This window comes from Prescottella sp. D32, from assembly GCF_037287305.1.
GTDB lineage: Bacteria > Actinomycetota > Actinomycetes > Mycobacteriales > Mycobacteriaceae > Prescottella > Prescottella equi.
Genome location: NZ_JARBSW010000003.1, coordinates 417,441 through 444,284, shown reverse-complemented (window position 1 = coordinate 444,284; position 26,844 = coordinate 417,441). Strand labels below are relative to the sequence as shown.

The window sequence follows — 26,844 nt, the reverse complement described above, 5'->3', positions numbered from 1 at the left end:
GCGTGCGCTCGTAACTGGTCGACCGACCGACTCACCGACACGCGTTACACCGACGAGCGCGCTGTAAATCTCCCGCTCAGCGGGTGGTTTCACTACTCGACACCTAGAACATGTTTCAATTTGGAAGATTTGTGGCTATCGTCACAGCCATTGGTAGTCGGTATCGAAGGGCGGAAGCAATGAAGACCAAGGGCGCGCTGCTGTGGGGTGTCAACGAGAAGTGGTCGATCGAGGAGATCGAACTCGGTGACCCGGTTGCCGGTGAAGTGCAGATCCGCATGGAAGCTGCCGGCATGTGCCACTCCGATCACCACATCGTGACCGGTGCGACGCCGATGCCGTCCTACCCCGCGATGGGTGGCCACGAAGGCTCCGGCGTCATCACCAAGGTCGGCGAGGGCGTCACGGGCGTCGAGGTCGGCGACCACGTCGTACTGTCGTTCATCCCGGCCTGTGGACGCTGTCCGTCGTGCTCGGAGGGGCACTCGAATCTGTGCGATCTGGGCATGGGGCTGCTCAGCGGCCAGGCCATCTCCGACGGCACCTACCGCATCCAGGCGCGCGGGCAGAACGTGATCCCGATGTGCCTGCTCGGCACGTTCGCTCCGTACATGACGGTGCACGAGTCCTCCGTCGTCAAGATCGACAAGGACATCCCGTTCGAGCTCGCGGCCCTCGTCGGCTGTGGTGTACCGACCGGTTGGGGTTCGGCGACGCACATCGCCGAGGTCAAGCCGGGTGAGTCGGTGGCCATCATCGGAGTCGGCGGCGTCGGCATGAGCGCACTGCAGGGCGCCGTCGCGTCGGGCGCACGCTACGTGTTCGCGATCGACCCGTCGCCCTTCAAGCGGGAGCAGGCCCTCAAGTTCGGTGCCACGCACGCCTTCCCGTCGATGGAAGAGGCGATCGCACCGATCATGGAGATCACGTGGGGCCGCATGTGCCACAAGACGATCATCACGGTCGGCGAGATGAAGGGTGAGTACATCGATCCCGCCATGACGCTCACCGCGAAGAACGGCCGTTGCGTCGTCACCGCGATGGGTCACATGGCCGACATGGACGTCAAGCTCAACACGTTCCTGATGTCGATGCTGCAGAAGGATCTCAAGGGCAACATCTTCGGCGGCTGCAACGCCCGCGTCGACATCCCGAACCTGCTGAATCTGTACCGGGCCGGGCTGTTGAACCTCGAGGACATGGTGACCAACACCTACTCGCTCGAGCAGCTCAACGAGGGCTACCAGGACATGCTCGACAACAAGAACATCCGCGGTGTCATCCGCTACACCGAAGCAGACTGGTGAATTCCTGACCAGACCGCCCTCGTAGTCTGATCGGGTGCAGACTCTCGATCGGATCGGGCAATGGCCGGTGGACAACGCCTCGGCTGCCGTCGTCGACGGCAGCCGAGGCGTTGCGCATTTCGGTGACGGGCAGCGGATCTACCCGCTCGCGTCGGTGACGAAGCTGTTGTGCGCGTACGCCACCCTGGTCGCGGTGGAGGAAGGCGCGGTGGAGCTGGATCAGCCGGCCGGCCCACCGGGCGCCACCGTGCGGCACCTGCTCGCGCATGCGTCGGGTCTCGCCTTCGGGGAGAACCAGGTGCAGGCGGAGCCGGGCGCCAAGCGCATCTACTCGAGTGCGGGCTTCGAGGTACTGGCGGACTTCGTCGAGGCCGAGACGGGCATTGCGTTCCCGGACTACGTGGCCGAGGCCGTGTTCCAACCGCTCGGGATGGCCACGGCCGCTCTCGTCGGGCCGGCCGGCCACGGCGCGCAGGCCGGCATCGACGACCTGAGCCGATTCGCGGCCGAACTACTCAGGCCGACGCTGGTCTCCCCACAGATGCTGGCCGAGGCCACCGCCGTGCAGTTCCCGGGGCTGGCGGGACTGCTCCCCGGCTACGGCCCGCAGCGCCCCAACGACTGGGGCCTGGGTTTCGAGATCAAGAACGGCAAGTCGCCGCATTGGACGGGCGCCGGCAACTCGCCCGCCACCTACGGTCACTTCGGGCAGTCCGGGACCTTTCTGTGGGTCGACCCGGCGCTGGATGCCGCATGTGTGGTGCTCACGGACCGGGCGTTCGGGGACTGGGCCAAGCCGCTGTGGACCGACCTGAGCGACGCGGTCGCCACCGAACTTCGCGGTCGCCGCAGATAAATTTACAGCTACCACTGGCGTAACAGTGGCATCACAAGGCACACTGGTCGTCGGTGTGTCCCGTTGCGGCGCATCCGGCTCCACGTATCGGCCGAGGTCGTTGGGGAAGACGTCCCTCGTCGAAGCTGGAGGTGTTGCAGTGCGCTCGTTGAACCAGTTCGCGGATGCGACGGCCGGAGTTGTCTACGTCCACGCGTCGCCCGCCGCGCTGTGCCCGCATGTCGAGTGGGCGCTCACCTCGATCCTCGATGCGCGGCCCAACCTGAAGTGGACCGCGCAGCCGGCCGCCGCCGGCACACTGCGGGCAACCTGCGACTGGATCGGCCCGGTCGGCACGGCATCCCGGGTCGCCGCGGCGCTGCGGGCATGGCCGCTGCTCTACTTCGAGGTGACGGAGAACCCCAGCGAGGGCGTCGACGGCGAGCGGTTCAGTCACGTCCCCGGCCTCGGCCTGTGGCACGGCGCGACGAGCGCGTGCGGTGACGTGGTGGTGGGGGAGATGCGCCTGCGGTCGTTGCTCGCGGGCGGGAGCGATCTGGCCGAGGCGATCGAGCACGCCCTCGGGACCGAGTGGGACGAGGTGCTCGAGTCGTACCGCAGCGGCGGTGAGGGCGCCGAGGTGACGTGGCTCCGCCGCGACGTCGGCTGACGTTCCGAAATCTGGGGCGCCTCACCTGAAGTGTCACATCGACGGCCGAAATGCGTTGTCGGGCATTCGTTTCTGCAAGTCCAGTCGTGTGCCCAGGTTCACGTCGATAGCGTCCTTCGGCGCGCGTCCGGCCGTCGGTCCGGGGAGGTGCGCCGGAAACGAAGCCGAGGCCTCCCGCAGGTGCGGGAGGCCTCGGCTTCGCGGTGTTCGACTGTGCCCGTGAGGGTTACAGCGGGATGTTCTTGTGCTGTCCGCGATTCGCGGGCGCCGCTGCGAGTGCGCGGCTGATCATGCTGCGCGTCTTGGCGGGATCGATCGTCTCGTCGACGACGCCGATCGAGATCGCCCGACCGACGCCACCGGCGATGGCCTCGTGCTCCTCGGCGAGCCGGTCGTGCAGGGCTTCCCGCTCCTCCTCGGGCGCTGCGGCGAGAGCGCGCTTGTGCAGAATTCCGACGGCGGCCTTGGCGCCCATGACGGCAACCTCGGAGTCGGGCCACGCGTAGACCGCGGTCGCACCGAGCGCCCGCGAGTTCATAGCGATGTAGGCGCCGCCGTAGATCTTCCGGGTGACCAGCGTGACACGGGGGACCGTGGCCTCGGCGAAGGCGTGCAGCAGCTTCGCGCCGCGGCGCACCACGCCCTCCCACTCCTGGCCGACGCCGGGCAGGTAGCCGGGGACGTCGACGATCACGACCAGCGGAATGCCGAACGCGTCACACAGGCGCACGAAGCGCGCCGACTTCTCGGCGCTCTCCGAGTTGAGGCAACCACCCAGACGCAGCGGGTTGTTCGCGATCACGCCGACCGTGCGGCCGCCGAGACGACCGACGCCCGTGACGATGCTGCGAGCCCAGTTGCCCTGCAGCTCCTCGAAGCTCGACTCGCCCTCGACGTTGTCGAGGAACTCGTGCACGATCGGGCGAACGTCGTAGGCGCGCTTGGCCGACTCCGGCATGAGCGCGCGGAGGTCGGTGTCGCCGCGCTCGGCTGCGGCGAGATCGAACTCGCCCTGCTCGCAGAACATCGACACCAGGCGGCGGGCGCGGTGGTAGGCGTCGTCCTCGTCGCGGGCGGCGATGTGGGCCACACCGGACTTCTTGCTGTGCGTGTCGGGGCCGCCGAGGGTCGCCATGTCGACCTGCTCGCCGGTGACGCTCTTCACGACGTCCGGTCCGGTGACGAACACGCGGCCCTCGGGGGCCATGATCACGACGTCGGTGAGCGCGGGGCCGTACGCGGCGCCACCGGCAGCGAAGCCGAGGACGACGGAGATCTGCGGGACGAGACCGGAGGCGCGGACCATCGCCTCGAAGACGAGTCCGACGGCGTGCAGCGCCTCGACACCCTCGGCGAGGCGTGCACCGCCGGAATGCCACAGGCCGATGACGGGGGCCTTCTCGGCGATCGCCGTGTCGATCGCGGCGACGATGTGCTTGCAGCCGTCGACGCCCATCGCGCCGCCCATGACGGTCGCGTCGGAGCAGTAGGCGATGGTGCGAACGCCGTCGATCTCGCCCGATGCGGCGAGCACTCCGGATTTGTCGCGGTCGTGCAGCGGTGCGACGGTGCCGGCATCGAAGAGCTTGGCGAGACGCGCGAGCGGATCGCGCGGATCGGTCGATGCTTCAGACTGCGTCGCGGGAGCCAAGACGGTCATGATGTCCTCCTGAGCATGCCCACCTGGGGCGAAAGGTCGGGGGGTGGGGACCCGGGTGCGGGTCCCCACCTGGCGATCCAGCAAGGTTCGGCTGGGTTATGCCCGGCCGAAGGCGAGCGCGACGTTGTGCCCACCGAAACCGAACGAGTTGTTGATCGCGAAATCGATGTCGCCGTAGCGGGGTTCACCCTTCACGACGTCGAGATCGATCTCCGGATCCTGGTTGTCCACATTCAGTGTGGGAGGAATGACGCCCTCCCGCACGCTGAGGACCGTGAGCACAGCCTCGAGTGCGCCGACGGCGCCGATCGAGTGGCCCAGGGCCGACTTGGGCGCGTACACCGCGGGATGCGTGCCGACCGCTGCCTTGATGGCGGTGCTCTCGGCGATGTCGCCGATCGGGGTGGCGGTCGCATGCGCGTTGACGTGCTTGATGTCGGACTTGGTGAGACCTGCGGTCTCGATGGCGCGGGTCATGGCGCGTGCCGCGCCCGTGCCTTCCGGATCGGGTGCCACGATGTGGAAACCGTCCGAGGTGATGCCGGCGCCCAGCAGACGCGCGTGGATGGTCGCCCCACGCGCCTTCGCGTGCTCCTCCGTCTCGAGGATCATCAAGGCTCCGGCTTCACCGAAGACGAATCCGTCCCGGTCCTTGTCGAAGGGGCGCGAGGCCGCCTTCGGGTCGTCGTTGCGGGTGCTGAGCGCGCGCATCATGGCGAAGCTCGCGATCGGAACCGAGCCGATGGCCCCCTCCACGCCACCCGTCACGACGATGTCCGCGTCGCCCATCGCGATCATGCGGAACGCATGCGCGATGGCCTCCGACCCGGACGAACACGCCGATACCGGCGTGATGACCCCGGCGCGCGCGCCGAGTTCGAGTCCGACGGTGGCCGACGGACCGTTCGGCATCACCATCTGGACCGCGAACGGCGACACCTTGCGGTACCCGCCCTCGCGCAGCCTGTCGACGGCGTCGATGAGTGCTTCGCCGCCGCCCAGTCCGGTGCCGATGACAACCCCGAGACGATCCTTGTCGACCTCGGGGCTGCCGGCGTTCTGCCAGACCTGGCGACCGAGTACGAGCGCGAGACGCTCCACGAAGCTCATGCGTCGGATCTCGACCCGGCTCAGCGCATCGTCGAACGGGACCTTGAGTTGGCCACCGAAACGCACCGGCAGATCGAAGTCCTCGACGAAGGAGCCGTGGAGAACGTCGATGCCGCTCTCACCGGCCAGCAGGCCCTTCCACGTGCCATCCACATCTCCGGCAACCGACGTCGTAGCCGAAAGGCTGGTGACGACGATGTTCGGTAATAACCCTCGGGCAGAAGCGGAAGTCACGGTTGGCTCACTCGTCGTCGTTCTTGGTGGCCTCGAGCTTGGCCTTGACGGTCTCGGCGGCCTCGCCACCCTCGGCCTCCACCTTCTGGATGTACGCGACGACATCGCCGACGGTGCGCAGGCTGGCCAGATCCTCGTCGGGGATCTTCACGCCGTACTTGTCCTCGGTCTGCACCGCGATCTCGACCATGGACAGCGAGTCGATGTCGAGGTCGTCGACGAACGACTTCTCGATGGTGACCTCGGACGGCTCGATGCCGGTGACCTCTTCGATGATCTCGGCGAGGTTGGCGATGATGTCTTCCTGGTTGGCGGCCACTAGGTGGCTCCCTTCTTTTTCGATGTTCGTGTCTCGGCTTTCGGCCCGACGGACGCCGGACCGGTGCGCGCGTGGTGTGCGCGCACGGAGCTAACCGATTTCGGTGAGTTCGGTCAGGGCGGGAATGTCCCCGGGAGATTTCAGCGCCACGGTCGGGGTGCCACGCATCTCACGCTTGGCGATCCCGATCAGGGTGCCTGCCGGAGGAAGTTCCGCGATGGCCGAGATCTGAGCGGTCCGCAACGTCGCGGTGCACAGATCCCAGCGCACAGGTCGGGTCACCTGCGCGGCCAGCTTAGTCAGGGCGTCCGCGCCGGAAGTGACCGGCGCGCCGTCCGAGTTGGACAGCAGCGTCCGCGTCGGATCCCCGGGGGTGATCCGTGCGGCCGCGGCGGCGACGGCGTCCTGCGCGGGCGCCATGAACCGGGTGTGGAACGCCCCGGCCACCGGGAGGGCCCGTACGCGGGCCTTCTCCGGAGGATTGGCGGCGAGCTGCTCGAGAGACTCGAGCCGCCCGGCCGCGACTATCTGACCGGCCGCGTTGCGGTTGGCCGGCGTGAGGTCGAGCTCCTCGAGCCGGGACAGCACCGCGTCCTCGTCGCCCCCCAGGACCGCCGACATTCCGGTCGGTTCCAGGGCACACGCCTTCGCCATCTCGGCGCCGCGGATCGCGGCGAGGGTTACGGCGTCGTCGGACGCGAGGACTCCGGCGACCGCGGCCGCGGCGAGTTCGCCGACCGAGTGCCCGGCGGCGATCGTGTCGGCAGGAAGTGAGCCGCGTCGCTCGAGCTCCTCGTAAGCGAGGAGTGCGGCGGCGACGACCAGTGGCTGGGTGACCGCCGTGTCGGTGATCTCCTCGGCGGTGGCGGTGGTGCCGAGCCGGACGAGATCGAGACCGGAAGCCTTCGACCACAGCGTCACGCGATCGTGCGCGCCCGGCAGGTCCAGCCAGGGGCTGAGCATGCCGGGTGTCTGAGAGCCCTGACCCGGGGCTAGCAACGAAATCACGCATTCAAGGGAACACCCTCCCGCGGTGCTGCGAGATGTTGTCGGGGATGAAACCCGGACACGTGTTTTGTAGGTTCCCTACAAAAATGCACGTGGGCGCTCCCTATCGAATTCGGGCACCCCAGCGTTACGTTCCTACCCTCCGGATTGTGAAGTTTGTGACGGATGTGTCGGAAGTCGACGTTTGAACGGGCGTTTGGGCAAGTCGGCCCACCGTCGCTGCGACGCGGAGCACATACGCGTCTCGCGGGTTCGTCGGATCGCGCCCTGTGATTTCTGAAATTCGCTTCAAGCGGTATCGGACCGTATTTGGATGAACAAACAGCTGACGGGCACAGGCCTCGACGGCGCCGCCGGAGTCCAGGTAGGCGTCGAGGGTGTCGGCGAGGGCGGTCCCCGAGCCGGTCAGTGGCTGGATCAAACGCTCGGTCAGGGCGGCGACCGCCGCGGTGTCCCCGAGCAGGGCACGTTCGGGCAACAACTCCGCCGCGAACACCGGGCGCGGCGCACCACGCCAGCCGACGACGGCCTCCATCCCGGCCAACGCCTCGACCGCGCTGAAGTGGGCGGCGCCCAGGCTCGGGGTGGTCGGTCCGATCACGACGGGCCCGTCGGAGAACTTGTCCATCAGGTCGGCCATGAACTCGCGCGCCGCCTTGCTCCCGTGCAACTCGCCGCTGACGACGAGGACCAGCCGGTCGCCCTGGATCACCGCGAGCGCTCCCCGGCCGTGCCGTTGCGCCGTACTGTGCACGGTCCCGATCACCGACACGCCCTCCTCGGGCGGGGGAGTGCCGACGATAACGGTCGCCGGGGCGGTGGCGTCCCAGTTGAGGGTGGCGGCCCGGGACTGCAGATCGGAGCCGGTGTCGCCGCGCACCACGGCGTCCACGACCAGGGCCTCGAGTCGGGTGTCCCATGCGCCGCGGGACTCGGCGGCGCTGGCGTACACGGAGGCGGCTGCGAAGCCCAGCTCGCGGCCGTACCGCAGGATCGCCTCGGTGAGGGCCACCAGCTGCCGGTCGTTGCGGGCGAGAGCGGGCAATCGCTGCTCGAAGAACTCCATGGCCACGCGGACCATGTCGACCGTCTGGCGCAGGGTCAGCCGGCGGGCGAGGTCCTGCGGAATCACCTGGTAGGCATCGATGGTGAAGCGGATGTCGCTGTCCGAGTCGGTGAGCCATTCGAGAAAGTTCACGACCGACTTCTGGACGATCATCTGCACGCTTGCGCGCTGCTCGGCGTCGAGGTCGGCGAAGAACGGCAGCTGGTCCTGAAGTGAGGCGATCGCCTCGGTGGACAGTCGTCCCGAGAACTGCTTGACCCGGCGCAGGAGTGCATCCGGCAACGAATCCCGGGTGGGCCGGCCGCCCGTCGCGGGTGGCGGGGGCTGGTAGCGGACACGTCGCGCCGGTACCTCGCGCAGGGCGGGCAGCTCCGGCGAGCTGTTCGACGTCTCGGGCTGATCCTCGGCCATGAAAGGAACTTACGCCCGCCGCCTGCACGAGGTCTCGGGGACACTCGAGCAGGCGACGGGCATGTTCAGCGGCCGCGAGGCCGTGTCATCCGGTGGGCTCAGGCGACGCCGGGATCCGCCATCGACACCGGCGCGGCCAGCACGTCGTCGATCCGGTACCGGGCTGCGGCCTCGACGGCCTTCGACCGGTCGACCTCGCCGGACTTCGCCAGCGCGGAGAGCACCGCGACGACGATCGACTCGGCGTCGACGTTGAAGAAGCGGCGCGCGGCCGGGCGGGTGTCGGAGAAGCCGAACCCGTCGGTGCCGAGCGTCGTGTAGGAACCGGGCACCCACTGACGGATCTGGTCCGGCACCGCGCGCATCCAGTCGGAGGCGGCGACGAACGGGCCCTGCGCCTGCGAGAGCGCCTTGGTCACGTACGGCGTCGGGGCGTCGGCGCCGGGGTTGTGCAGCGCTTCGCGCTCGCACTCGACACCGTCGCGGCGCAGCTCGCCCCACGACGTCACCGACCACACGTCCGCGGCCACGCCCCACTCGTCCGCGAGCAGCCGCTGTGCGCGCAGACCGTCGGGCATGGTGACGCCGGAGACGAGGATCTGGGCGCGCGGTCCCGAACCTTCGGCCGGCTTGTACAGGTAGATGCCCTTGAGCAGGCCCTCGACGTCCAGGTTCTCCGGCTCGGCGGGCTGCTGGTACGGCTCGTTGTAGACGGTCAGGTAGTAGAAGATGTTCTCGCCACCGAAGCCGTCGACGCCCGGCGTTCCGCCGTACATGCGGCGCAGGCCGTCCTTGACGATGTGCGCGATCTCGTACGAGAACGACGGGTCGTAGGACACTGCCGCGGGGTTGGTCGACGCCAGCAGCAGCGAGTGGCCGTCGGCGTGCTGCAGACCCTCACCGGTGAGGGTGGTCCGGCCGGCGGTGGCGCCGAGGACGAAGCCGCGGGCCATCTGGTCGGCGGCCGCCCACAGGCCGTCGCCGGTCCGCTGGAACCCGAACATCGAGTAGAAGATGTAGACCGGGATCATCGGCTCACCGTGCGTGGCGTACGACGTGCCCACCGCGGTGAACGACGACGTCGAGCCGGCCTCGTTGATGCCCTCGTGGAGGATCTGGCCGACGGTGCTCTCCTTGTAGGCGAGCATCAGTTCGGCGTCCACGGACGTGTACAGCTGGCCGTTGCGGTTGTAGATCTTCAGCGACGGGAACCACGAGTCCATACCGAACGTACGGGCCTCGTCGGGGATGATCGGCACGATGCGCTTGCCGATTTCCTTGTCGCGCAACAGTTCCTTGAGGATGCGCACGACGGCCATCGTCGTGGCGACCTCCTGCTTGCCCGAGCCCTTGCGCACGACGTCGTAGGTCTTGTCCGCCGGCTGCGGGAGCGGGGCGGCGTCGGTGCGGCGCGACGGCAGGAAGCCGCCGAGGGCCTTGCGGCGCTGCAGCATGTACTGGATCTCCGGCGAATCCGGCCCCGGGTGGTAGTACGGGGGCAGGTACGGATCCTTCTCGAGCTCCGCGTCGGAGATCGGGATGCGCTGGATGTCGCGGAACCGCTTGAGGTCGTCGAGCGTGAGCTTCTTCATCTGGTGCGTGGCATTGCGACCCTCGAAGTGCTTACCGAGGGTGTAGCCCTTGATGGTGTGCGCCAGGATCACCGTCGGCTGGCCCTTGTGTGCCATCGCCGCCGCGTACGCCGCGTGGATCTTGCGGTAGTCGTGGCCGCCGCGCTTGAGGTTCCAGATCTCCTGGTCGCTCATGTCGGCGACGAGCGCCTTGGTGCGCGGGTCGCGGCCGAAGAAGTGCTCACGGACGAACGCGCCGTCGTTCGCCTTGTACGTCTGGAAGTCGCCGTCCGGCGTCTCGTTCATGAGGTTGACGAGCGCGCCGTCCTTGTCGGCGTGCAGCAGCGCGTCCCACTCGCGGCCCCACACGACCTTGATGACGTTCCAGCCGGCGCCGCGGAAGAACGACTCCAGCTCCTGGATGATCTTGCCGTTGCCGCGGACCGGACCGTCGAGGCGCTGCAGGTTGCAGTTGATGACGAAGGTCAGGTTGTCGAGGCCCTCGGTGGCCGCGACGTGCGCGAGGCCGCGCGACTCCGGCTCGTCCATCTCGCCGTCGCCGAGGAAGGCCCACACGTGCTGATCCGAGGTGTCCTTGACGCCCCGGTCGTTCAGGTAGTGGTTGAAGCGTGCCTGGTAGATGGCATTCATGGGGCCCAGGCCCATCGACACCGTCGGGAACTCCCAGAAGTCCGGGAGCAGGCGCGGATGCGGGTACGACGGCAGGCCGCCGCCGGACTGGGCGTGGCTGGCCTCCTGGCGGAAGCCGTCCATCTGCTCGGCCGGGATGCGGCCCTCGAGGAACGCGCGGGCGTAGATGCCCGGCGAGGCGTGGCCCTGCACGAAGATGTGGTCGCCGCCGCCCGGATGGTCCTTGCCACGGAAGAAGTGGTTGAAGCCGACCTCGTAGAGGGCGGCGGACGACGCGTACGTCGAGATGTGGCCGCCGACGCCGACACCGGGCCGCTGCGCGCGGTGCACCATGATCGCGGCGTTCCAGCGGATCCAGGCGCGGTACCGGCGCTCGACGTCCTCGTCACCGGGGAACCACGGCTCGTTCTCGGTCGGGATCGTGTTCACGTAGTCCGTGGACGTGAGGGCGGGGATCGCCACGTGCTTCTCGCCGGCGCGCTCGAGGAGGCGCAGCATCAGGTAGCGGGCACGGGCGGAACCCGAACGGTCCAGCAGACCGTCGAAAGATTCGAGCCACTCGGTGGTCTCGTCCGGATCGATGTCCGGCAGGTAGGACGCCACGCCCTCGCGGATGACGCGGACCCGGCCGTCGGCTCCGGGCTGCGCGTTCGCGGCAGGTGGCTGGACCGCTCCGGAAACGCCCGGTGTGTCGGCGTTCGGTTGAGACGCGGGCCCCTGGATCAGGTCTGACAAGGTGTGCTCCTCATTGTGGTGGGACGCGCGGTATCGCGTCCGCTCCATCCGGGCGGTCCTTGTTAGGACCGTCCGACTTTCCATATGAATATGGCGCAGCCCTCATCTTTCCCCATCCGGACTCCGGAGGCACCCCCGCTCCTGTTGTCCGGTACCCGGCGCGTCGCGGTCCGACGGTTCGGTCGGAGAACGTCCAGTTCGCGGCGATTCTCAGGAATTCGCGCGGACTTTCTCGAGGTTTTCGGGTTCGTCGGCTTGCGCGAAAGCTTCCGACCATGTTCGCTTTCACCTATTGATCGACGGACGCTCGATCGCCACCAAGGTCAGCAGCACCTCGCGGAGGGTTTCGCGGATGCTGCGGCCGACCGAACAGAGGAGGACACCACCGTGGTCGCCGCGGCGGACGCTCAGAACTACGCTCAGAAGCTTGGCATTACCCCCGAAATGGTGGTTCAGGAACTGGGCTGGGACGAGGACACCGACGACGACATTCGTTCGGCGGTGGAGGAGACCATCGGTGGCGAGATGGTCGACGAGGAATCCGACGAGGTCATGGACGTCGTGCTGCTGTGGTGGCGCGACGGCGACGGTGACCTGGTCGACGCGCTGATGGATGCGATCGGACCGCTGTCCGACGACGGATTCGTGTGGGTGCTCACCCCGAAGACCGGGCAGCCCGGGCACGTCGAGCCCAGTGAGATCGCCGAATCCGCACCCACCGCAGGTCTGACCCAGACCTCGGCAGCGAACCTCGGCATGTGGAGCGGTAGCCGACTGGTGCAGCCCAAGGCCCGCGCCCCCAAGCGCTGACCGCTCGAAGCCTCATCCACGCACTTCCGCACGGCGTACTTTGGTCGTGACGGACGTGCTGCCGTACCCGACGTTAGGAACAGGCATGCCTCTCGAGGTGGGCGCAGTCGCGCCCGATTTCACACTCAAGGACCAGAACAACCAGGAAGTCACGCTGTCGGACTTCCGCGGGAAGAAGAACGTTCTGCTCGTGTTCTACCCGTTGGCGTTCACCGGTGTCTGCCAGGGCGAGCTGTGCCGCGTGCGGGACGAGCTCCCGAAGTTCCAGAACGACGACGCCGAGATCCTCGCGGTTTCCGTCGGCCCGTCGCCGACCCACAAGATCTGGGCCGCCGAGCAGGGATACACCTTCCCGCTGCTGTCGGATTTCTGGCCGCACGGAGCCGTCGCCGAGGCCTACGGCGTCTTCAACGACAAACTCGGCTTCGCCAACCGCGGCACGTTCGCCATCGACAAGGAAGGCGTCATCCGGTTCGCCGAGATGAACGGCCCCGGCGAACCCCGTGACCAGGCAGCTTGGGAGAAAGCGCTCACCGCGCTAAAGTCCTGAAGGCAAATCCGGCGACCTCGGTCGCCGGATTTCGGGCGTGTAGCTCAGTGGTAGAGCTCTGGTTTTACACACCAGCGGTCGGGGGTTCGAAACCCTCCGCGCCCACATCGAAACCCCGCACTCGCGAATTGCGATGCGGGGTTTTCGCGTGCGTTCGCCCCGAATCCGGAGCGTGCCGAGTCGATACTGGAAGGACGACGACGGAACGGACGAAGATGGCGACGGACCCCACCGTCGATCCGACAGCGATCGACATCGCGCTGGACCCGATGCGGCAGCATCTGATCGGGATCACCGCGCACAAGCACCTGCCGTTCGATGTCCCGGTGATCAGTGAGATTTCGCGGAATCTGTGGCAGGGCGGGTGTCGGGAGGGGCTGGTCCTGCCGGACTTCGTCAAACACCTCGTCTCGCTGTATCCGTGGGAGCAGTACGACATCCGGCACACCGTCGACTCCGAGATGTACGTGCGCATGTACGACAGCGCCGAGCAGGGTTTCGAACAGGTGGACGCACTCGCGGCGTGGGTGAACGTGTGCCGGGAGACCGGCCCGGTACTGATCCACTGCCAGGTGGGGCTCAACCGGTCGAGTCTGGTCGCGGCGCGGGCGATGGTGCTGTCCGAAGAGGCCGATCCGGCCGGCGCGATCGCGGTGCTGCGGGAGCGGCGTTCGCCCGCCTGCCTGTGCAACGAGGCGTTCGAGGCCTGGCTGCTGGGCGAACCCGTCGAACCCGCGTCAGACTCCCGCAACCCCGAGTAGCTGACCGATCCCGTAGGTGACGGCCATCGCGAGTGCACCACCGGTCACCACCCGCAGCACGGCGCGGGACCGGCGCGCGCCGCCCAGTCGGGCGCTGAGACTGCCGGTGATCGCGAGTGCGACCAGGACGGCCACGAACGTGACGGGAATTCGCGCGGTGGCCGGGGGCAGCAGGATCGCGAGCATCGGCAGGATCGCTCCCACGGTGAACGAGATCGCCGAGGCGCCGGCCGCCTGCCAGGGGTTGGTGAGCTCGTCCGGGTCGATGCCGAGTTCCGCCTCGGCGTGCGCGGCGAACGCGTCGTGCTCGGTCAGTTCCTCGGCCACTTTTCGAGCCGTCTCGGACGACAGGCCCTTCGCCTCGTACAGCGACGCCAGTTCCTCGAGTTCGGCCTCGGGGATGGTCGACAGCTCGTGCTTCTCCTTGGCCAGCAGCGCCCGTTCGGTGTCGCGCTGGGTGCTCACGGAGACGTACTCGCCCAACGCCATCGACACGGCGCCGGCCGCGAGACCGGCCAGGCCCGCGGTGAGGATGGGTCCACGGTCGGTGGTGGCCGCAGCGACGCCGACAACCAGGCCGGCGACCGAGACGATGCCGTCGTTGGCGCCGAGTACGCCTGCGCGCAACCAGTTCAGCCGCGACGAGAGCGATCCCAGGTGCGGTTCCGCGTCGTGGACTCCGGCGGGGCCGGCTTGCTCGGGCGACTCCTTGTGTGAGGTCACGTCTCGAAGACTATTGCGGCCGCGTCCCCTCGACCAGCAATGGAAGGCTGTCCGAAGTCGTGGGTTGGATGCGGCCCGCGAGGCGCAGGTAGGGTCGTGCCCCGGAACACATCGAGTATGGGGGAAATGTCCTGATGGGTGTGATGATTCTTCTCGTCGTCCTGCTGATCCTGGTTGTGATCGTCGGGATCGTCGTGGTCGTCCAGCGCACGAAGCCCAAGTCGGCGCCGCGCCGCGTCGATCCGCTGGCCGACTACCCGGAGGTCTACGACCCGCACAAGATCGGTGTCGGCGACATCGTCACGTACGCGGGCATCGACCACGTCGTGCGCGGCACCATCGTCCTCGACGAGGAGGGCTACCAGTGGCGTGAACACCTGCTGGACGGCTCCACCGGCCGCCGCTGGCTCACCGTCGAGGACGACGAGGGTGAGCTCGAGATGACGCTGTGGATGCGCCGCGAGGGCACCGGTCTGGAACCCGGCGGCGACGTCGTCCTCGACGACCGTGTCTACCGGAAGATCGAGTCCGGCTCCGCACGCTTCACCGCCGAGGGCACCACCGGCACCGCTCCGACCGGATCGATGGACTACGCCGACTACGAGACCGCCGACAAGACCGGCCTGCTCGCGTTCGAGCGTTGGGCCCGGACCTCGTCGTGGGAGGTGTCGACCGGACGCGCCGTCACTCGCAGCGAACTGACCGTGATCCACGCCGGTCCCGCGCAGTGAGCGTCCACTTACTCGAGGTCGAACCGGCGGACGTCGCCGCGGATGCCCTCGGCCTCGTGCTGGACGCTCCCGTACCCGCGACGCTCGCGGAACTGCACCTGCACGACGGGCTCGCCGGATCGCTGACGCTGGGCGTGCTGGGCGCGTCGCACGTGGTGGTCGCCGAGGCCGGCGGCCGGATGCTCACCGAGCAGGTCTCGTGTGAGGCCGTCCGCTCCGGTGGCATGCGGTTGCCGGAAGTGAAAGAGCGGCACGGCTATCGATTCGTCTCCCGAACCGAGTTGGTGCCGGAGGACGAGTTCCGTCTTCGCGCCGCGGCGCTGCGCGAGCAGTCGTCGGGGGAGGGCTGGGTGTGCGGGGCATTCCCGGGCGATCGCGACGCGCTCACCGCGCTGACCGCGGCCGCACGTGCGGGGCAATGGCATTGGCGCACCTGGCATCTGTATCCGGGGGGCGGCGGCGGCACCGTGGTCTCGACCGAGAGCCGGTGGCGGCCGTGAGGCGGGTCGTGGCCGGCGCGCTGCTCGGCGCGGTCGTCGCGCTCACAGCCGGATGCGGCGGCAGCAATGTGCGGGACCACCTCGCCGACCGATTCGAGCACCGCGGCTCGCAGGGCGACATCACCAACTACTGGTCACCGGACCCGGTGGGCACCACCGTGACCCGGATCGTCGACGAGGACGAACCGGCGGCACGTAAGGCCGACGGCGGCAACGAGTACCTGCGCTACAACGACGACATCGTCACCGTCGGCCCGGCGGCGGGCGGTGGCAGCAACATCTCCGTCGAAGACCTCGACGGCCGATACCGCGGCGGCCACTTCGTCTATCTCGGGCCCGGGTTCACGCCCGGATCGCCGGCCGCCGGCAACACCTCCGGGGGATCCGGGGACGCGAAATGACCACCATCACTCAGCAATCCGGGAGCGCGAACATGACCGTCACGAACCTGGCCGCCGCCACCGAGATCGGAACCGTGGAGTTCCTGCCGATGGTCGGGGGCGTGCTCGCCACCCTCGCGTTCTTCGCGGTGGGCGTCGCCGTGCTGGCGGCAGGCTTCGCGATGCTCGACGCCCTCACCCCGGGCAATCTGCGTCATCAGGTGTACGTGGAGAAGAACCCCAACGCGGCGCTGCTGCTCGGCGCCAACCACCTGGCGCTCGCCATCATCGTCGTCACCGCGATCCTCACCAGTTCCGACGGCTTCGCGCAGGGTCTGGCCGATTCGCTGGTCTACGGCGTGGTGGGTGTGGTGTTGCAGGCCGCCGCGCTGGCGATCATGAACGTGCTTCTGCCTGGTCGGCTCGTCGCGCTGGTGGGCGAGCCCCGCATGTGCGGCGCGGCGTGGGCCGTCGCGGTGACCCTGTTCTCGGTGGGCCTGGTCAACGCCGCCGCCCTGTCGTGACCGTGACCGCGCCGCCGGAGACCGTCGCGGCGGCCCCCGCGCTGGGGCGACGGTCGCGGGTGCTGCTGCTCGCCGCCGTCGCCGCGTGCGCGGCGTGCGGGCTGGTCTACGAGCTGGCGCTGCTGACGCTGTCGGCGAGCCTGACCGGCGGCGGAATCACCGAGACCTCGCTCATCGTGGCCGGATTCGTCGCGGCGCTCGGTCTCGGCGCACTGGCCGCCAAGCCGCTGCTGACGCGGGCGGCGCCGGCGTTCGTCGCGGTCGAGGTGGTACTGGGTCTGGTGGGCGGCGTGAGCGCCGCCGCGCTCTACGTCGCGTTCACGTTCCTGGGCTCGTCGACGTGGGTGCTGGTGCTGGCGACCGCGGCCATCGGCATGCTCGTCGGCGCCGAGGTGCCGCTGCTCATGACGCTGCTCCAGACCGGCCGCGACACCGACGCCGCCGACACGGGCAAGGTCCTGGCCAATCTCAACGCCGCCGACTACGCCGGCGCTCTCATCGGTGGACTGGCGTGGCCGTTCCTGTTGCTGCCGGCGGCAGGGCTGATCCGCGGGACCGCGCTCACCGGCATGGTGAATCTCGTGGCCGCGGCCGTCGCCGCGCTGTTCCTGCTCCGCGGGCACCTGAAGCCCGTGGCGCGGGCCGCGTCGATGCTGGCGCTGCTCGTCGCCGCCGCACTGCTCGGCACGTTGCTGGTGCGCGCGTCGAACATCGAGACGACGTCGCGGCAGCGGCTCTACCCCGACCCGGTCGTGTACGCGCAGCGTTCGCAGTACCAGGAGATCGTGGTGACCGAGCGTTCCGGCGACATCCGCCTGTACCTGGACGGTGACCTGCAATTCTCGAGCCGCGACGAGCACCGCTACACCGAGTCGCTCGTCTACCCGGCGCTCGCCCGGGATCCACAGCGTGTGCTGATCCTCGGCGGTGGCGACGGCCTCGCGGCGCGAGAGGTGTTGCGGCAGGAAGGGGTCCGCGAGATCGTGCAGGTGGAGCTCGATCCCGCCGTCCTGGAGCTGGCGAACACCAAGCTGCGTGACCTCAACGGTGGCGCGCTCGAGGACGATCGGGTGGACGTCGTGACCGCCGACGCGTTCCGGTGGCTGCGCGAACGCGGCGGGGACGGCTTCGACGCGGTGATCGTCGACCTGCCCGACCCCGACACCCCGACACTGGGCCGGCTCTACTCCACCGAGTTCTACGGGCTGGTCGCGGCCGCGCTGAACCCCGGCGGGCTGATGGTGGTGCAGTCGGGCAGCCCGTACTCGACGCCCGACGCCTACTGGCGCACCGTGTCCACCGTCGCATCGGTGGGGCTCGGGGTGACGCCGTACCACGCCTACGTGCCCAGCTTCGGGGACTGGGGATACGTTCTCGCGCAGGCCGGACCGGCCCCGACCCTGGCGCTCTCGCCGTCCGCGCCGCCGCGCAGGTTCCTCGACGACGCGACCCTCGCTGCGGCGGCGGTCTTCCCGCTCGACCGGCCCCGGCGCGACCTCGAGCCGTCGACCCTCGACCGGCCGCGGATCGTCGACGACATGCGGCGCGGGTTCGAGCGGTAGTCCACGAGCTACGTCCCTCGCCGTGGCGTGTCGGCAATGATGGTGCGATGCCCCGTTTCGATCCCTGGAATGACAGTTTGGTGTGGCGTCTACCCATGATCGATGGCGGATCCGGATTCATCGACGGACCCGGTTTCGACCCTCCGGCCCCGTGGACGCGGGCGCTCGTCGCGGTTGGCCGTGACCTGCGTTGCCTGCGGTACGGACGGTATGCCGACACCGATCGGCTGGAGTGGGACTTGGTGATCGACGGCAACTACCACGTCTGGATCGGCTGGCATGGTGTCCGAGGGATCGGGGGCTTCGGGATCGGTGGCGCGTTGTCGATGGACGCCACCTTCGGTGAATCGGCAACCTGGGTCGCCGAAGTGGTTCAGGACAATCTCGCGGGATACGACTTCGTCCAGTGGCCGAGCCGAGGCCGGCACCTACTCGTTCCTCGGCTGCGTGCGGGGGAGCCGGTCTGGGTGGACCCCCACGGTGACGTCACGGTCGGCCCGGTCGGTGAGCTGTGTGAACACGCCGACCTGTGGCGGACCCCCTAGGGACTCGACCGCACGACGGCCTCGTCGCACCGGCTACGTCGCCGGACGCCCGGATTGATAGAAATACCGTCGTGTCTTCTTTGCCCCGCCGAGGTTCCCGGCCCACAGCCCGCGCGACGGGACTCGTCCTCGGATACCTCGCCGACCGCGCTCTCGGTGATCCCCGACGCCTGCACCCCGTGGCCGGTTTCGGGCTCGCGGCAATGGCTTTGGAGAAGCGCACCTACGCGGACAGCCGACTCTCCGGTGCCACGCACACCGCGATCCTGGTGGGCGCGACCGCTGCGCTGGGCGTGCTCGCCGAGCGCAGCGGCAGGCGCGCAGGTTGGGTGGGGCAGACGGCAGTGACGGCCGCGGCGACGTGGACGGTCCTCGGCGGCACATCACTCGCCGACACGGGGCGCACGATGGCCCGGCACCTCGACGCCGACGATCTGGAATCCGCGCGGGCGCTCCTGCCGTCGCTGTGCGGGCGGGATCCGAGTGTCCTCGACGCCGACGGGTTGGCGCGCGCCAGCCTCGAATCCGTCGCGGAGAACACCTCCGACGCCACCGTCGGGGCGCTCTTCTGGGGCGCGGTCACGGGGGTGCCCGGTCTGCTCGCGTACCGGGCGTCCAACACGCTCGACGCGATGATCGGCTACCGCAACGACAGGTACGGCCGCTTCGGCTGGGCCGCGGCGCGCTGGGACGACGTGGTGAACCTCGCTCCGGCGCGGCTGGCGGGAGCCCTCACGGTCGCCGCGGCCCCCGTCGTCGGTGGCTCGCCGCGCGCCGCGGTGCAGGCGTGGCGCCGGGATGCGGCCGCGCATCCGAGCCCCAACGCGGGAGTGGCGGAGGCGTCGGCGGCCGGTGCGCTCGGCGTGCAACTGGGCGGCCGAACCGAGTACGCGCACGGCGTGGAGATGCGGCCCACGCTCGGCTCGGGTCCGGCACCGGTGATCGCGGACCTCGAGCGGGCCGCGCGTCTGTCGTCGGCGGTCCAGGCGGGGGCCGCACTCGTTGCTGCACTGACGGTCCTCGTCTCCGGAAGAATGTCGGAGAGGAGGCAACGATGATCATCGTGGCGGGACATCTGACGGTGGCGGCGCACGACCGCGCGAACTACCTGGACTCGTGCAGGGACGTCGTCTCGCGGGCCCGCTCGGCGTCCGGCTGCATCGAGTACGCGCTCGGCGCCGACCTCCTGGAACCGGACCGCATCAACGTGCTGGAGATGTGGACGACGCGGTCCGCGCTCGACGACTTCCGCGGCGACGGGCCGGGCGACGATCTGACGGCGCGCATCCTCGCGATCGACGTCCGCGAATTCGAGTGCGAGCGGCCGTGACCGGCCGACGCTCCGTCAGCGGTGCTTGCCGTAGCGATCGGCGAGCTTCGCTTCCGACGCCGTGACCGGGGCTTCTTCGGTCTTCTTCTTGCGGCGCAGTCCGCGTCGGGCCGGCAGCTGGAAGTCGTCGGCTGTGTGAACCGCCGGCGCGGGCGTCGGTTCCGCGGCCGCCTCGACGGGGGCGGGCACCGGGGGAGCGTCGGGCGCCGCAGGAGTGTCGGGCGCCGCAGTCGGCGCGGTGCGCTGCTTGGCCTTCCGCCGCTCGCGCAGCTCGGCACGAACGAAGTACGCGAGACCGAGCGGGGCCATGATGCCGAATGCCAGCCACTGCAGGCCGTACGAGAGATACGGCCCGGCGTCGATCTGCGGCAGCGGAATCGTGCCGAGTCCGCCCGGCTGGGCGTCGTCGAGTTGCAGGTAGCCGGTCACCAGATCGGTGCCGATGAACTGTCCGATCTGGCCGGAGTCGATGTAGTACACCTGGCGGGTGCCGGCCTCGTTGATCGGCTCCTTACCGGGGACGGTGCCCTCCGACATCCGGATCCGGCCCTCGACCGTCACTTCGCCGGTGGGCGGAGCCGGGATGGGCGGAGCCTGCGTGCCCTGTTCGGGGCGGACGTAGCCGCGGTTGACGAGCAGGGTGTCGCCGTCGGACATCCTGAGCGGGGTCAGCACCTCGAAGGCCGGCTTGTCCTCCACCGAGCGCAGCCGCACCAGCAGGTCGCTGTCCGGTACGTAGGTGCCGGTGACGAGGACCCTGCGCCACTCGTCGTTCTCGGTGGGTCCGCCCCCGTCGAGCAGCGTGTCGATCGACACGGACTCGGCGTTCAGGGACTGCTCGAGCAGCCCGTTGCGCTGCTCGGTCCGGGTGTTCTTCCCGAGCTGCCACGGGGCCAGCACGGTGAAGCACATGAAGGCGAAACCGGCGACGACGGCAGCCAATGCCAGCCAGCCGGGTCGCAGCAGAAACGTCAGCCTACGCACGGCTACCACGGTACTGGCTCGCGCGCAGGTCAGTTCTCCCGCACCCAGTCCAGCAGGCCGGGCACGGCGGCTTCGATCTGGTCGCGGACGAGTTCGAAATCGGTGACATCGCCGTAGTACGGGTCGGGCACCGAATCGCCGTCGGCGCGGGGGTCGAAGCTGCGCAGCAGACGGCGCCGCTCGGCGGGCACCCCCAGTCGCGCGAGGATCCGGTCGTGGCCGGTGTCGAGGGGAACCACCAGGTCGGCGGACAGATGGTCGTCGCCGACCTGCGCGGCGCGGTGCCCGGTCGGGTACCCGGCGGCCTCGAGGACCTTGTCCGTGCGCGGGTCCGCCCCGTCACCGACGTGGTAGCCGTGGGTGCCCGCACTGGTGACCCGGACCCGGTCACCGAGGCCCTCGCGGCGCACGTGTTCGGCGAAGATGCGTTCCGCCATCGGGGAGCGGCAGATGTTTCCGGTGCACACGAAAGTGACGTGAATCATGCTCGTGTCACGCCGTCCCCGTCAGGATCCGGGTGAGGTCGGCGACCGTCGGAGCCGTCCAGCGTGCCTGTCCCGCCTCGGCGGTGGTGCCGTAGCCCCACTCGACGAACACGGTCGGAATACCCCAGTGCCCGGCGCCGTGTACGTCGTGCTCGCGGTCACCGATCATGACGACGTCGGCGGTGCCGCCCGTCGTCGCCGACAGCCCCAGCCCGCCGAGGACGTGTCCGATGACGTCGGCCTTGGCGCGCCGCGACCCGTCGCTGCTGGCGCCGCCGATCACCTCGAAGTAGTCGGCCAACCCGAAGTGCTCGAGAATCCGGATCGCGAACTTCTCCGTCTTGGACGTCGCGACCGCCATCCTCGCCCCGGTGGCACCGGCCGCCGCGAGCATCGCCTCGACGCCGTCGTACACCTGGTTCTCGGACCAGCCGACGGCGTCGTACCGCTCGAAGTACGCGGCCAGGGCCGCCGCGGTGGCCGCGTCGTCGAGCCCCATGCCGCGCATCGAATCCATCAGCGGTGGTCCGATGACCGTCCCCAGCATTTCCGCGGTGGGGGCGGGCGCACCGACCGCGGCCAGCGCGTGCCGGAAGCCGTTGTGGATGCCGAGTGCGGAGTCGGTGAGGGTGCCGTCGAGGTCGAACAGCAGGACTGGCGCGAGGGGTGCAGCGGTCGTCGTCACCCATCCATTGTGATCGGACGTCCGTGGCGGTGAGCACCGGCTCGCGCCGTAGGCTCGACGGCTATGGAATTCGGTTCGGGAACGGCGCTCGACGCGCTCGCGCGCTTGCGGCACCACGGCGACGCCGAGGCGGCTCCCGGACTGCTCGACTTCGCGGTGAACGTGCAGGGAGACGGCCCGCCCGAGTGGCTGCGGCGCCGACTCGCCGACACACTGACCGGGCTGGGCCGGTATCCCGCCGAGGCGTCCGACCGGCGGGCGCGGGAGCAGGTCGCGGCCCGGCACGGGCGTGCGCCCGACGAGGTGCTGGCACTCGCGGGCGGCGCCGAGGGGTTCGCGATGCTGCCGCGACTGGGGCCGCGTGAGGCCGCGCTGATCCACCCGTCGTTCACCGAACCCGAACTCGCCCTGCGCGAGGCGGGGATTCCGGTCACGCACGTGAGATTGGACGCGCCGTACCGGCTCGATCCGTCGGCGGTGCCGGAATCGGCCGACCTCGTCGTCATCGGCAACCCCACCAACCCGACGTCGGTGCTGCACCCGGCGACCGACGTCCTCGCGCTGCGGCGGCCGGGCCGGATCCTGGTGGTCGACGAGGCGTTCATGGACGCCGTCCCGGGCGAGGCGGCGTCGGTCGCCGGGTATTCCCTGCCCGACGTCCTGGTGCTGCGCAGCCTGACCAAGACGTGGGCGCTCGCCGGACTGCGGTGCGGGTACGCCCTCGGCCATCCCGACGTCCTGGACCGGCTGACAGTGGGGCGCCCGCACTGGCCCGTCGGGAGCCTGCAGCTCGAAGCGATCGCCGCGTGCAGCGAGCCCGCCGCCGTGGCCGAGGCGGGACAGATGGCGCTGCGGATCGGGGCCGACCGCGACACCGCGGTGGCGCTGCTGCGGGACGCGGGGATCGCGGTGCACACCCCGGCTGCCGCGCCGTTCCTGCTGCTGCACCTGCCCGACGGCGAACGCATGCGCACCCACCTGCGGGGGAGGGGCGTCGCGGTGCGCCGCTGTGACACCTTCCCGGGCCTGGGCCCCGATTTCCTGCGCATTGCGGTCCGGCCGCGAGCGATGACCGAACAGTTGATCACGACCATGAGGGAGATTCTGTGACCGCAACCTCGACGACCGTCCCGACCCTGGCGGACGTGATCGGCGCACTCGAGACGGCGTACCCCCCGGCGCTCGCCGAGTCCTGGGACTCGGTGGGCCTGGTGGCCGGCGACCCCGCCGACGAGGTGCGCAAGGTGGTCGTCGCGGTCGACGCGACCGCCGCCGTGGTGGACGAGGCGCTCGCGAGCGGTGCCCAGCTGTTGCTGGTGCACCACCCGCTGCTGCTGCGCGGCGTCGACACCGTCGGCGCACACACGCCGAAGGGTGCGCTGCTGCACCGCCTGATCCGCGGTGGCTGCGCGCTCTACAGCGCCCACACCAACGCCGACCGCGCCGACCCGGGAGTCTCCGACGCGCTCGCGGGCGCGTTGGGCCTCGTCGCGACGCGCCCGCTGGTCCCGATTCCGGACACCGCCACCGACAAGTGGGTGGTGATGGTCCCCACCACCGACACCGTTCGGATCCGCGAGGCGTTGTTCGCGGCGGGGGCCGGCGAGCTCGGCGACTACCGCGAATGCAGTTGGACGGTGACCGGCGACGGTCAGTTCCGCCCGCTGCCCGGGGCGGCCCCGACGCTCGGCGTCGTCGGGGAGGTCGAGACGGTGCGCGAAGACCGTGTCGAGGTGATCGCACCGCGCCGGTCGCGGGCCCGGATCCTGGCCGCGTTGCGGGCCGCGCATCCGTACGAGGAACCGGCGTTCGACGTGTTCGAGACGGCGGACTTCCCCGGCAGCCGCGGGCTCGGACGTATCGGCGAACTACCCGAACCGCAGACCCTGCGGGAGTTCACCGCCCGTGTCGCCGCGGCGCTACCCCGGACGGAGTGGGGCGTGCGGGCGGCCGGCGACCCCGACCGCGTCGTTCGGACCGTCGCGGTGTGCGGTGGCTCGGGCGATTCGCTGCTGGACACGGTGTCCGGGCTCGGTGCCGACGTCTACGTGACCGCGGATCTGCGACATCATCCGGCCGACGAGCACCTGCGCCGAGGCGGGCCGGCCCTCGTCGACGTGGCGCACTGGGCCAGCGAACAGCCGTGGTGTGCGCAGGCCAAGGGCGTGCTCGACGGCCGCTTCGGAAGCGTCGACGGGTGGGACGTGCGGGTCACCGAACTGCGCACCGACCCGTGGACGGTCGCCTGCCACTGACGCAGGCGGCGGCGGGGTGCCCGATGTGGTCGGTACACCGCGCCGTCGGGGGTACGGTTGACACCTGATCTCGGCCCGTTCGAGAACTCGTGACCAACAAGAACACAGCAGGAGCTTCCACGCGTGAACGTCGATCCCTCAGTGCAGTCCAAGCTTCTCCAGCTCGCCGGTGTGGACACCGAGCTGGCACGGCTCGCGCACCGTCGCTCCGCCCTGCCCGAGCAGCAGGAAGTGGAGCGGCTCGAGGCCGAGCGGCTCTCCCGCAAGGACGCCGCCGTGGCCGTGGAGATCGTGCTCGACGACCTGGATCGCGACATCAAGAAGCTCGAGGGTGAGGTCGACGCTGTCCGCCAGCGCGAGACCCGGGACCGGAAGCTGCTCGAGGGCGGCACGCTGGCGCCGAAGCAGCTGTCCGAGCTGCAGCACGAACTCGGCAGCCTGGAGCGCCGGCAGAGCGTCCTCGAGGACGAGCTGCTCGAGGTGATGGAGCGCCGTGAGGCGTCGCAGGCCGACCACGACCACGCGGGCGCACGCCTGACCCAGGTCGAGGACGAACTCATCGACGCCGAACGCCGCCGCGACGACGCCGTCGCCGACCTCGACAAGGCGCAGGAGCGCTGCGACGCCGATCGTTCCGGCCTCGTCGGGCTCTTCCCCGACGAGCTGCTGGCGATCTACGAGAAGCAGCGCGCCGAGCGCGGTGTCGGTGCGGCGTTGCTGCAGGCCCGCCGCTGCGGAGCGTGCCGCATCGAGATCGACCGGGGTGAGCTGGCCCGGATCGCCGCCACCCCCGCCGACGTCGTCGTCCGATGCCCCGAGTGCAGCGCAATCATGGTGCGCACCAAGGAGTCCGGTCTGTGACCTCGGATCGTGTCGTCGTCGAGGCCGACGGCGGATCCCGCGGTAATCCCGGCCCGGCGGGCTACGGCGCGGTGGTGTTCGACGCCGACCGTGGCCGGGTGCTCGCCGAGCGTCGGGAGTTCCTCGGGGTGGCCACGAACAACGTCGCCGAGTACCGCGGACTGATCGCCGGACTGGCCGCGGCCCGGGACCTCGGTGCCCACGAGGTGGACGTCCGGATGGACTCCAAGCTCGTCGTCGAGCAGATGTCGGGACGCTGGAAGGTCAAGCACCCGGACATGATCCCGCTCGCACAGCGCGCGCGGGAGCTGGCCGACGGGTTCGCCCGGGTGGACTTCACGTGGATCCCGCGAGCCGAGAACTCGCACGCCGATCGCCTCGCCAACGAGGCGATGGACGGGGAGGACGCCATCACGTCCGGGTTCGCGGATACCGACCCGGCGACCGGCTCCGAGACTTCCCCCGCGACCGACACCGAGTCCGCCGCCGCGACGTCCCCCGGCTGGACCGGCGCGGTCGGGGCGCCGACCCGCATGCTGCTGCTGCGCCACGGCCAGACCGAACTGTCCGTCGAACGCCGGTACTCGGGCCGCGGCAACCCGCCGCTCACCGCGTTCGGGCGTACCCAGGCGCGGTCGGCGGCGCAGCGGATCGCCGACAAGGGCGCGATCGCCGCGGTCGTGAGCTCACCACTCGGCCGGGCCCGCGAGACCGCCGCCGCGGCGGCTGAGGCGCTGGGACTGCCGGTCACCGTCCACGACGGCCTGATCGAGACCGATTTCGGCAAGTGGGAGGGGCTGACGTTCGCCGAGGCCCAGCAGCGCGACCCCGACGTTCACACCCGCTGGCTGTCGGACACGTCGGTGCGCCCGCCGGAAGGCGAGAGCTTCGACGAGGTGCGGGCCCGGATCGAGACGGTCCGGGACGACCTGACGGCGTCCTATCCCGGCGCCAACATCCTGGTCGTGACGCATGTGACGCCGATCAAGACACTGCTCCAACTGGCGCTCGACGTCGGACCGTCGCTGCTGTATCGCCTGCATCTGGATCTGGCGTCGCTGAGCATCGCCGAGTTCTACCCGGACGGCGGTTCGTCGGTCCGGCTGGTCAACGATACGTCGCACTTGTAGGGCCGTCGTCGTGCCTCGGCAACGCGACGCCGAGGAACACCAGTACCACGCCGGCCACGAGGTGGAGCCAGCTCGACGCGTAGTTGATCGACATGAAGTTCGATGCCGTGTCGGGCCGGATCACCAGCCCGTACACGGCGAGCATCACGGCGGCCAGGCCGCTGGCGATGAGGAACATCTCCGCGGTGGCCAGCTTGCGCGACATCGCCAGTCCGATCGCCCCGCTGACGATGTGGGCGAGGTTGTGCAGGACGGACACCTCCATCAGCCCGAACATGCGCGCGCCCGTTCCGGGGCCGGCCAACGCGATGTCGTCGACACCCGACGTGACACCGGGCACGAAACCGAGCAGCCCGGTGGCCAGCAGCGCGGCCGCGACGACGGTCGTGGCGAGTTGGGTCGTCGTCCGGGCGAGGCCCTCGGGCTCGTCCATCGATTCCACCTCCGGTGG

General features: G+C 69.6%; 29 protein-coding genes and 1 tRNA gene. 19 read left to right on the top strand and 11 right to left on the bottom strand.

Features of this window, described 5'->3' with window-relative positions; genetic code table 11:
* Nucleotides 1–179: 179 nt before the first annotated feature.
* From PSS76_RS16750 to PSS76_RS16740, 3 genes are all read left to right on the top strand, one after another.
* Entirely contained in the window at nt 180–1,307 is a 1,128-nt protein-coding gene (locus tag PSS76_RS16750) for an NDMA-dependent alcohol dehydrogenase (RefSeq protein WP_005512363.1), read from the top strand.
* 34 nt (nt 1,308–1,341) lie between these two features.
* Nucleotides 1,342–2,163 carry a serine hydrolase domain-containing protein gene (locus PSS76_RS16745; RefSeq protein WP_337456370.1) on the top strand — a complete coding sequence of 274 codons (822 nt, stop codon included), beginning with the start codon at nt 1,342–1,344 and terminating at the stop codon, nt 2,161–2,163.
* 139 nt (nt 2,164–2,302) lie between these two features.
* On the top strand, nt 2,303–2,812 hold the full coding sequence (locus PSS76_RS16740; RefSeq protein ID WP_005512366.1) for a DUF3145 domain-containing protein: 510 nt from the start codon (nt 2,303–2,305) through the stop codon (nt 2,810–2,812).
* A gap of 226 nt (nt 2,813–3,038) precedes the next feature.
* On the opposite strand, the gene PSS76_RS16735 is transcribed toward PSS76_RS16740, so the two are convergent.
* The 6 genes from PSS76_RS16735 to aceE all read right to left on the bottom strand — a co-directional run bounded on the left by PSS76_RS16735 (nt 3,039) and on the right by aceE (nt 11,577).
* Nucleotides 3,039–4,472 carry an acyl-CoA carboxylase subunit beta gene (locus tag PSS76_RS16735; RefSeq protein ID WP_005512368.1) on the bottom strand — a complete coding sequence of 478 codons (1,434 nt, stop codon included), beginning with the start codon at nt 4,470–4,472 and terminating at the stop codon, nt 3,039–3,041.
* Nucleotides 4,473–4,568: 96 nt separating this feature from the next.
* Nucleotides 4,569–5,816, bottom strand: a complete 1,248-nt coding sequence (locus PSS76_RS16730; RefSeq protein ID WP_145272800.1) for a KasA/KasB family beta-ketoacyl-ACP synthase — start codon at nt 5,814–5,816, stop codon at nt 4,569–4,571.
* A 7-nt stretch (nt 5,817–5,823) separates the two neighbouring features.
* Nucleotides 5,824–6,135 carry a meromycolate extension acyl carrier protein AcpM gene (gene acpM / locus PSS76_RS16725; RefSeq protein WP_005512370.1) on the bottom strand — a complete coding sequence of 104 codons (312 nt, stop codon included), beginning with the start codon at nt 6,133–6,135 and terminating at the stop codon, nt 5,824–5,826.
* Nucleotides 6,136–6,225: 90 nt separating this feature from the next.
* On the bottom strand, nt 6,226–7,143 hold the full coding sequence (locus tag PSS76_RS16720) for an ACP S-malonyltransferase (RefSeq protein ID WP_081263959.1): 918 nt from the start codon (nt 7,141–7,143) through the stop codon (nt 6,226–6,228).
* A 127-nt stretch (nt 7,144–7,270) separates the two neighbouring features.
* A complete protein-coding gene (locus tag PSS76_RS16715) occupies nt 7,271–8,620 on the bottom strand; it encodes a PucR family transcriptional regulator (RefSeq protein ID WP_005512372.1) in 1,350 nt (449 codons plus the stop codon).
* A gap of 98 nt (nt 8,621–8,718) precedes the next feature.
* A complete protein-coding gene (gene aceE / locus PSS76_RS16710) occupies nt 8,719–11,577 on the bottom strand; it encodes a pyruvate dehydrogenase (acetyl-transferring), homodimeric type (RefSeq protein WP_037085115.1) in 2,859 nt (952 codons plus the stop codon).
* Nucleotides 11,578–11,964: 387 nt separating this feature from the next.
* On the opposite strand from aceE, the gene PSS76_RS16705 reads away from it, so the two are divergent.
* The 4 genes from PSS76_RS16705 (at nt 11,965) to PSS76_RS16690 (ending at nt 13,698) form a co-directional block, all read left to right on the top strand.
* Nucleotides 11,965–12,387: a DUF3052 domain-containing protein gene (locus tag PSS76_RS16705; protein ID WP_022596654.1), complete on the top strand. Its 423-nt coding sequence runs from the start codon at nt 11,965–11,967 to the stop codon at nt 12,385–12,387.
* 85 nt (nt 12,388–12,472) lie between these two features.
* Nucleotides 12,473–12,937 carry a peroxiredoxin gene (locus PSS76_RS16700; protein ID WP_022596652.1) on the top strand — a complete coding sequence of 155 codons (465 nt, stop codon included), beginning with the start codon at nt 12,473–12,475 and terminating at the stop codon, nt 12,935–12,937.
* A gap of 33 nt (nt 12,938–12,970) precedes the next feature.
* Nucleotides 12,971–13,042, top strand: a tRNA-Val gene (locus PSS76_RS16695).
* A gap of 110 nt (nt 13,043–13,152) precedes the next feature.
* Nucleotides 13,153–13,698, top strand: a complete 546-nt coding sequence (locus tag PSS76_RS16690) for a protein-tyrosine phosphatase family protein (RefSeq protein ID WP_013416444.1) — start codon at nt 13,153–13,155, stop codon at nt 13,696–13,698.
* On the opposite strand, the gene PSS76_RS16685 is transcribed toward PSS76_RS16690, so the two are convergent.
* Complete coding sequence (locus tag PSS76_RS16685) at nt 13,675–14,421, bottom strand: VIT1/CCC1 transporter family protein (protein WP_005512377.1); 747 nt, start codon at nt 14,419–14,421, stop codon at nt 13,675–13,677. The genes PSS76_RS16690 and PSS76_RS16685 overlap by 24 nt on opposite strands.
* A 134-nt stretch (nt 14,422–14,555) precedes the next feature.
* On the opposite strand from PSS76_RS16685, the gene PSS76_RS16680 reads away from it, so the two are divergent.
* The 8 genes from PSS76_RS16680 to PSS76_RS16645 all read left to right on the top strand — a co-directional run bounded on the left by PSS76_RS16680 (nt 14,556) and on the right by PSS76_RS16645 (nt 19,993).
* Nucleotides 14,556–15,152 carry a DUF4178 domain-containing protein gene (locus PSS76_RS16680; RefSeq protein WP_005512379.1) on the top strand — a complete coding sequence of 199 codons (597 nt, stop codon included), beginning with the start codon at nt 14,556–14,558 and terminating at the stop codon, nt 15,150–15,152.
* Nucleotides 15,149–15,652, top strand: a complete 504-nt coding sequence (locus tag PSS76_RS16675; RefSeq protein WP_337456369.1) for a DUF2617 family protein — start codon at nt 15,149–15,151, stop codon at nt 15,650–15,652. Before PSS76_RS16680 ends, PSS76_RS16675 begins: the two co-directional genes overlap by 4 nt.
* A complete protein-coding gene (locus PSS76_RS16670) occupies nt 15,640–16,053 on the top strand; it encodes a DUF4247 domain-containing protein (RefSeq protein ID WP_005512381.1) in 414 nt (137 codons plus the stop codon). The genes PSS76_RS16675 and PSS76_RS16670 overlap by 13 nt, the downstream gene beginning before the upstream one ends.
* Before the next feature lie 32 nt (nt 16,054–16,085).
* Nucleotides 16,086–16,556: a DUF350 domain-containing protein gene (locus tag PSS76_RS16665; protein WP_037085118.1), complete on the top strand. Its 471-nt coding sequence runs from the start codon at nt 16,086–16,088 to the stop codon at nt 16,554–16,556.
* Complete coding sequence (locus PSS76_RS16660) at nt 16,553–18,118, top strand: polyamine aminopropyltransferase (RefSeq protein WP_425355239.1); 1,566 nt, start codon at nt 16,553–16,555, stop codon at nt 18,116–18,118. Before PSS76_RS16665 ends, PSS76_RS16660 begins: the two co-directional genes overlap by 4 nt.
* A 95-nt stretch (nt 18,119–18,213) precedes the next feature.
* Nucleotides 18,214–18,663 carry a hypothetical protein gene (locus tag PSS76_RS16655; protein ID WP_242420558.1) on the top strand — a complete coding sequence of 150 codons (450 nt, stop codon included), beginning with the start codon at nt 18,214–18,216 and terminating at the stop codon, nt 18,661–18,663.
* Between the two features lie 71 nt (nt 18,664–18,734).
* A complete protein-coding gene (locus PSS76_RS16650; RefSeq protein WP_242420557.1) occupies nt 18,735–19,721 on the top strand; it encodes a cobalamin biosynthesis protein in 987 nt (328 codons plus the stop codon).
* A complete protein-coding gene (locus tag PSS76_RS16645) occupies nt 19,718–19,993 on the top strand; it encodes a putative quinol monooxygenase (protein WP_064078070.1) in 276 nt (91 codons plus the stop codon). Before PSS76_RS16650 ends, PSS76_RS16645 begins: the two co-directional genes overlap by 4 nt.
* Before the next feature lie 15 nt (nt 19,994–20,008).
* Here PSS76_RS16645 and PSS76_RS16640 read toward each other — a convergent pair whose 3' ends face one another.
* Genes PSS76_RS16640 through PSS76_RS16630 form a run of 3 tightly spaced genes read right to left on the bottom strand, consistent with a single transcriptional unit; the run spans nt 20,009 to nt 22,147 of the window.
* Nucleotides 20,009–20,977, bottom strand: coding sequence for an SURF1 family cytochrome oxidase biogenesis protein (locus PSS76_RS16640; RefSeq protein ID WP_084978875.1), 969 nt, complete (start codon nt 20,975–20,977; stop codon nt 20,009–20,011).
* A gap of 29 nt (nt 20,978–21,006) precedes the next feature.
* Nucleotides 21,007–21,462 carry a low molecular weight protein-tyrosine-phosphatase gene (locus PSS76_RS16635; RefSeq protein WP_013416434.1) on the bottom strand — a complete coding sequence of 152 codons (456 nt, stop codon included), beginning with the start codon at nt 21,460–21,462 and terminating at the stop codon, nt 21,007–21,009.
* Nucleotides 21,463–21,469: 7 nt separating this feature from the next.
* On the bottom strand, nt 21,470–22,147 hold the full coding sequence (locus PSS76_RS16630) for an HAD hydrolase-like protein (protein WP_081186688.1): 678 nt from the start codon (nt 22,145–22,147) through the stop codon (nt 21,470–21,472).
* A 63-nt stretch (nt 22,148–22,210) separates the two neighbouring features.
* On the opposite strand from PSS76_RS16630, the gene cobC reads away from it, so the two are divergent.
* The 4 genes from cobC to PSS76_RS16610 all read left to right on the top strand — a co-directional run bounded on the left by cobC (nt 22,211) and on the right by PSS76_RS16610 (nt 26,393).
* The gene (gene cobC / locus PSS76_RS16625; protein ID WP_242420556.1) at nt 22,211–23,257 is read left to right on the top strand and encodes an Rv2231c family histidinol phosphate aminotransferase CobC; all 1,047 of its coding nucleotides are present in this window, start codon (nt 22,211–22,213) and stop codon (nt 23,255–23,257) included.
* Entirely contained in the window at nt 23,254–24,402 is a 1,149-nt protein-coding gene (locus PSS76_RS16620; protein ID WP_064078067.1) for a Nif3-like dinuclear metal center hexameric protein, read from the top strand. The genes cobC and PSS76_RS16620 overlap by 4 nt, the downstream gene beginning before the upstream one ends.
* Nucleotides 24,403–24,525: 123 nt before the next feature.
* Nucleotides 24,526–25,263, top strand: a complete 738-nt coding sequence (locus tag PSS76_RS16615) for a zinc ribbon domain-containing protein (RefSeq protein ID WP_005512392.1) — start codon at nt 24,526–24,528, stop codon at nt 25,261–25,263.
* Complete coding sequence (locus PSS76_RS16610) at nt 25,260–26,393, top strand: bifunctional RNase H/acid phosphatase (RefSeq protein ID WP_005512393.1); 1,134 nt, start codon at nt 25,260–25,262, stop codon at nt 26,391–26,393. Before PSS76_RS16615 ends, PSS76_RS16610 begins: the two co-directional genes overlap by 4 nt.
* Here PSS76_RS16610 and PSS76_RS16605 read toward each other — a convergent pair.
* Nucleotides 26,371–26,826, bottom strand: a complete 456-nt coding sequence (locus PSS76_RS16605; protein ID WP_217627395.1) for a DUF4383 domain-containing protein — start codon at nt 26,824–26,826, stop codon at nt 26,371–26,373. The two genes, PSS76_RS16610 and PSS76_RS16605, sit on opposite strands and share 23 nt — an antisense overlap.
* Nucleotides 26,827–26,844 lie beyond the last annotated feature (18 nt).

Bases quoted from the DNA above. Each gene is read 5' to 3' on its own strand.
- PSS76_RS16605 (WP_217627395.1), bottom strand. From the start codon at position 26,826: ATGGACGAGCCCGAGGGCCTCGCCCGGACGACGACCCAACTCGCCACG.
- PSS76_RS16665 (WP_037085118.1), top strand. From the start codon at position 16,086: ATGACCGTCACGAACCTGGCCGCCGCCACCGAGATCGGAACCGTGGAG.
- cobC (WP_242420556.1), top strand. From the start codon at position 22,211: ATGGAATTCGGTTCGGGAACGGCGCTCGACGCGCTCGCGCGCTTGCGG.
- PSS76_RS16645 (WP_064078070.1), top strand. From the start codon at position 19,718: ATGATCATCGTGGCGGGACATCTGACGGTGGCGGCGCACGACCGCGCG.
- PSS76_RS16680 (WP_005512379.1), top strand. From the start codon at position 14,556: ATGGGTGTGATGATTCTTCTCGTCGTCCTGCTGATCCTGGTTGTGATC.
- PSS76_RS16655 (WP_242420558.1), top strand. From the start codon at position 18,214: ATGATCGATGGCGGATCCGGATTCATCGACGGACCCGGTTTCGACCCT.
- PSS76_RS16735 (WP_005512368.1), bottom strand. From the start codon at position 4,472: ATGACCGTCTTGGCTCCCGCGACGCAGTCTGAAGCATCGACCGATCCG.
- PSS76_RS16715 (WP_005512372.1), bottom strand. From the start codon at position 8,620: ATGGCCGAGGATCAGCCCGAGACGTCGAACAGCTCGCCGGAGCTGCCC.
- PSS76_RS16750 (WP_005512363.1), top strand. From the start codon at position 180: ATGAAGACCAAGGGCGCGCTGCTGTGGGGTGTCAACGAGAAGTGGTCG.
- PSS76_RS16635 (WP_013416434.1), bottom strand. From the start codon at position 21,462: ATGATTCACGTCACTTTCGTGTGCACCGGAAACATCTGCCGCTCCCCG.
- PSS76_RS16700 (WP_022596652.1), top strand. From the start codon at position 12,473: ATGCCTCTCGAGGTGGGCGCAGTCGCGCCCGATTTCACACTCAAGGAC.
- PSS76_RS16690 (WP_013416444.1), top strand. From the start codon at position 13,153: ATGGCGACGGACCCCACCGTCGATCCGACAGCGATCGACATCGCGCTG.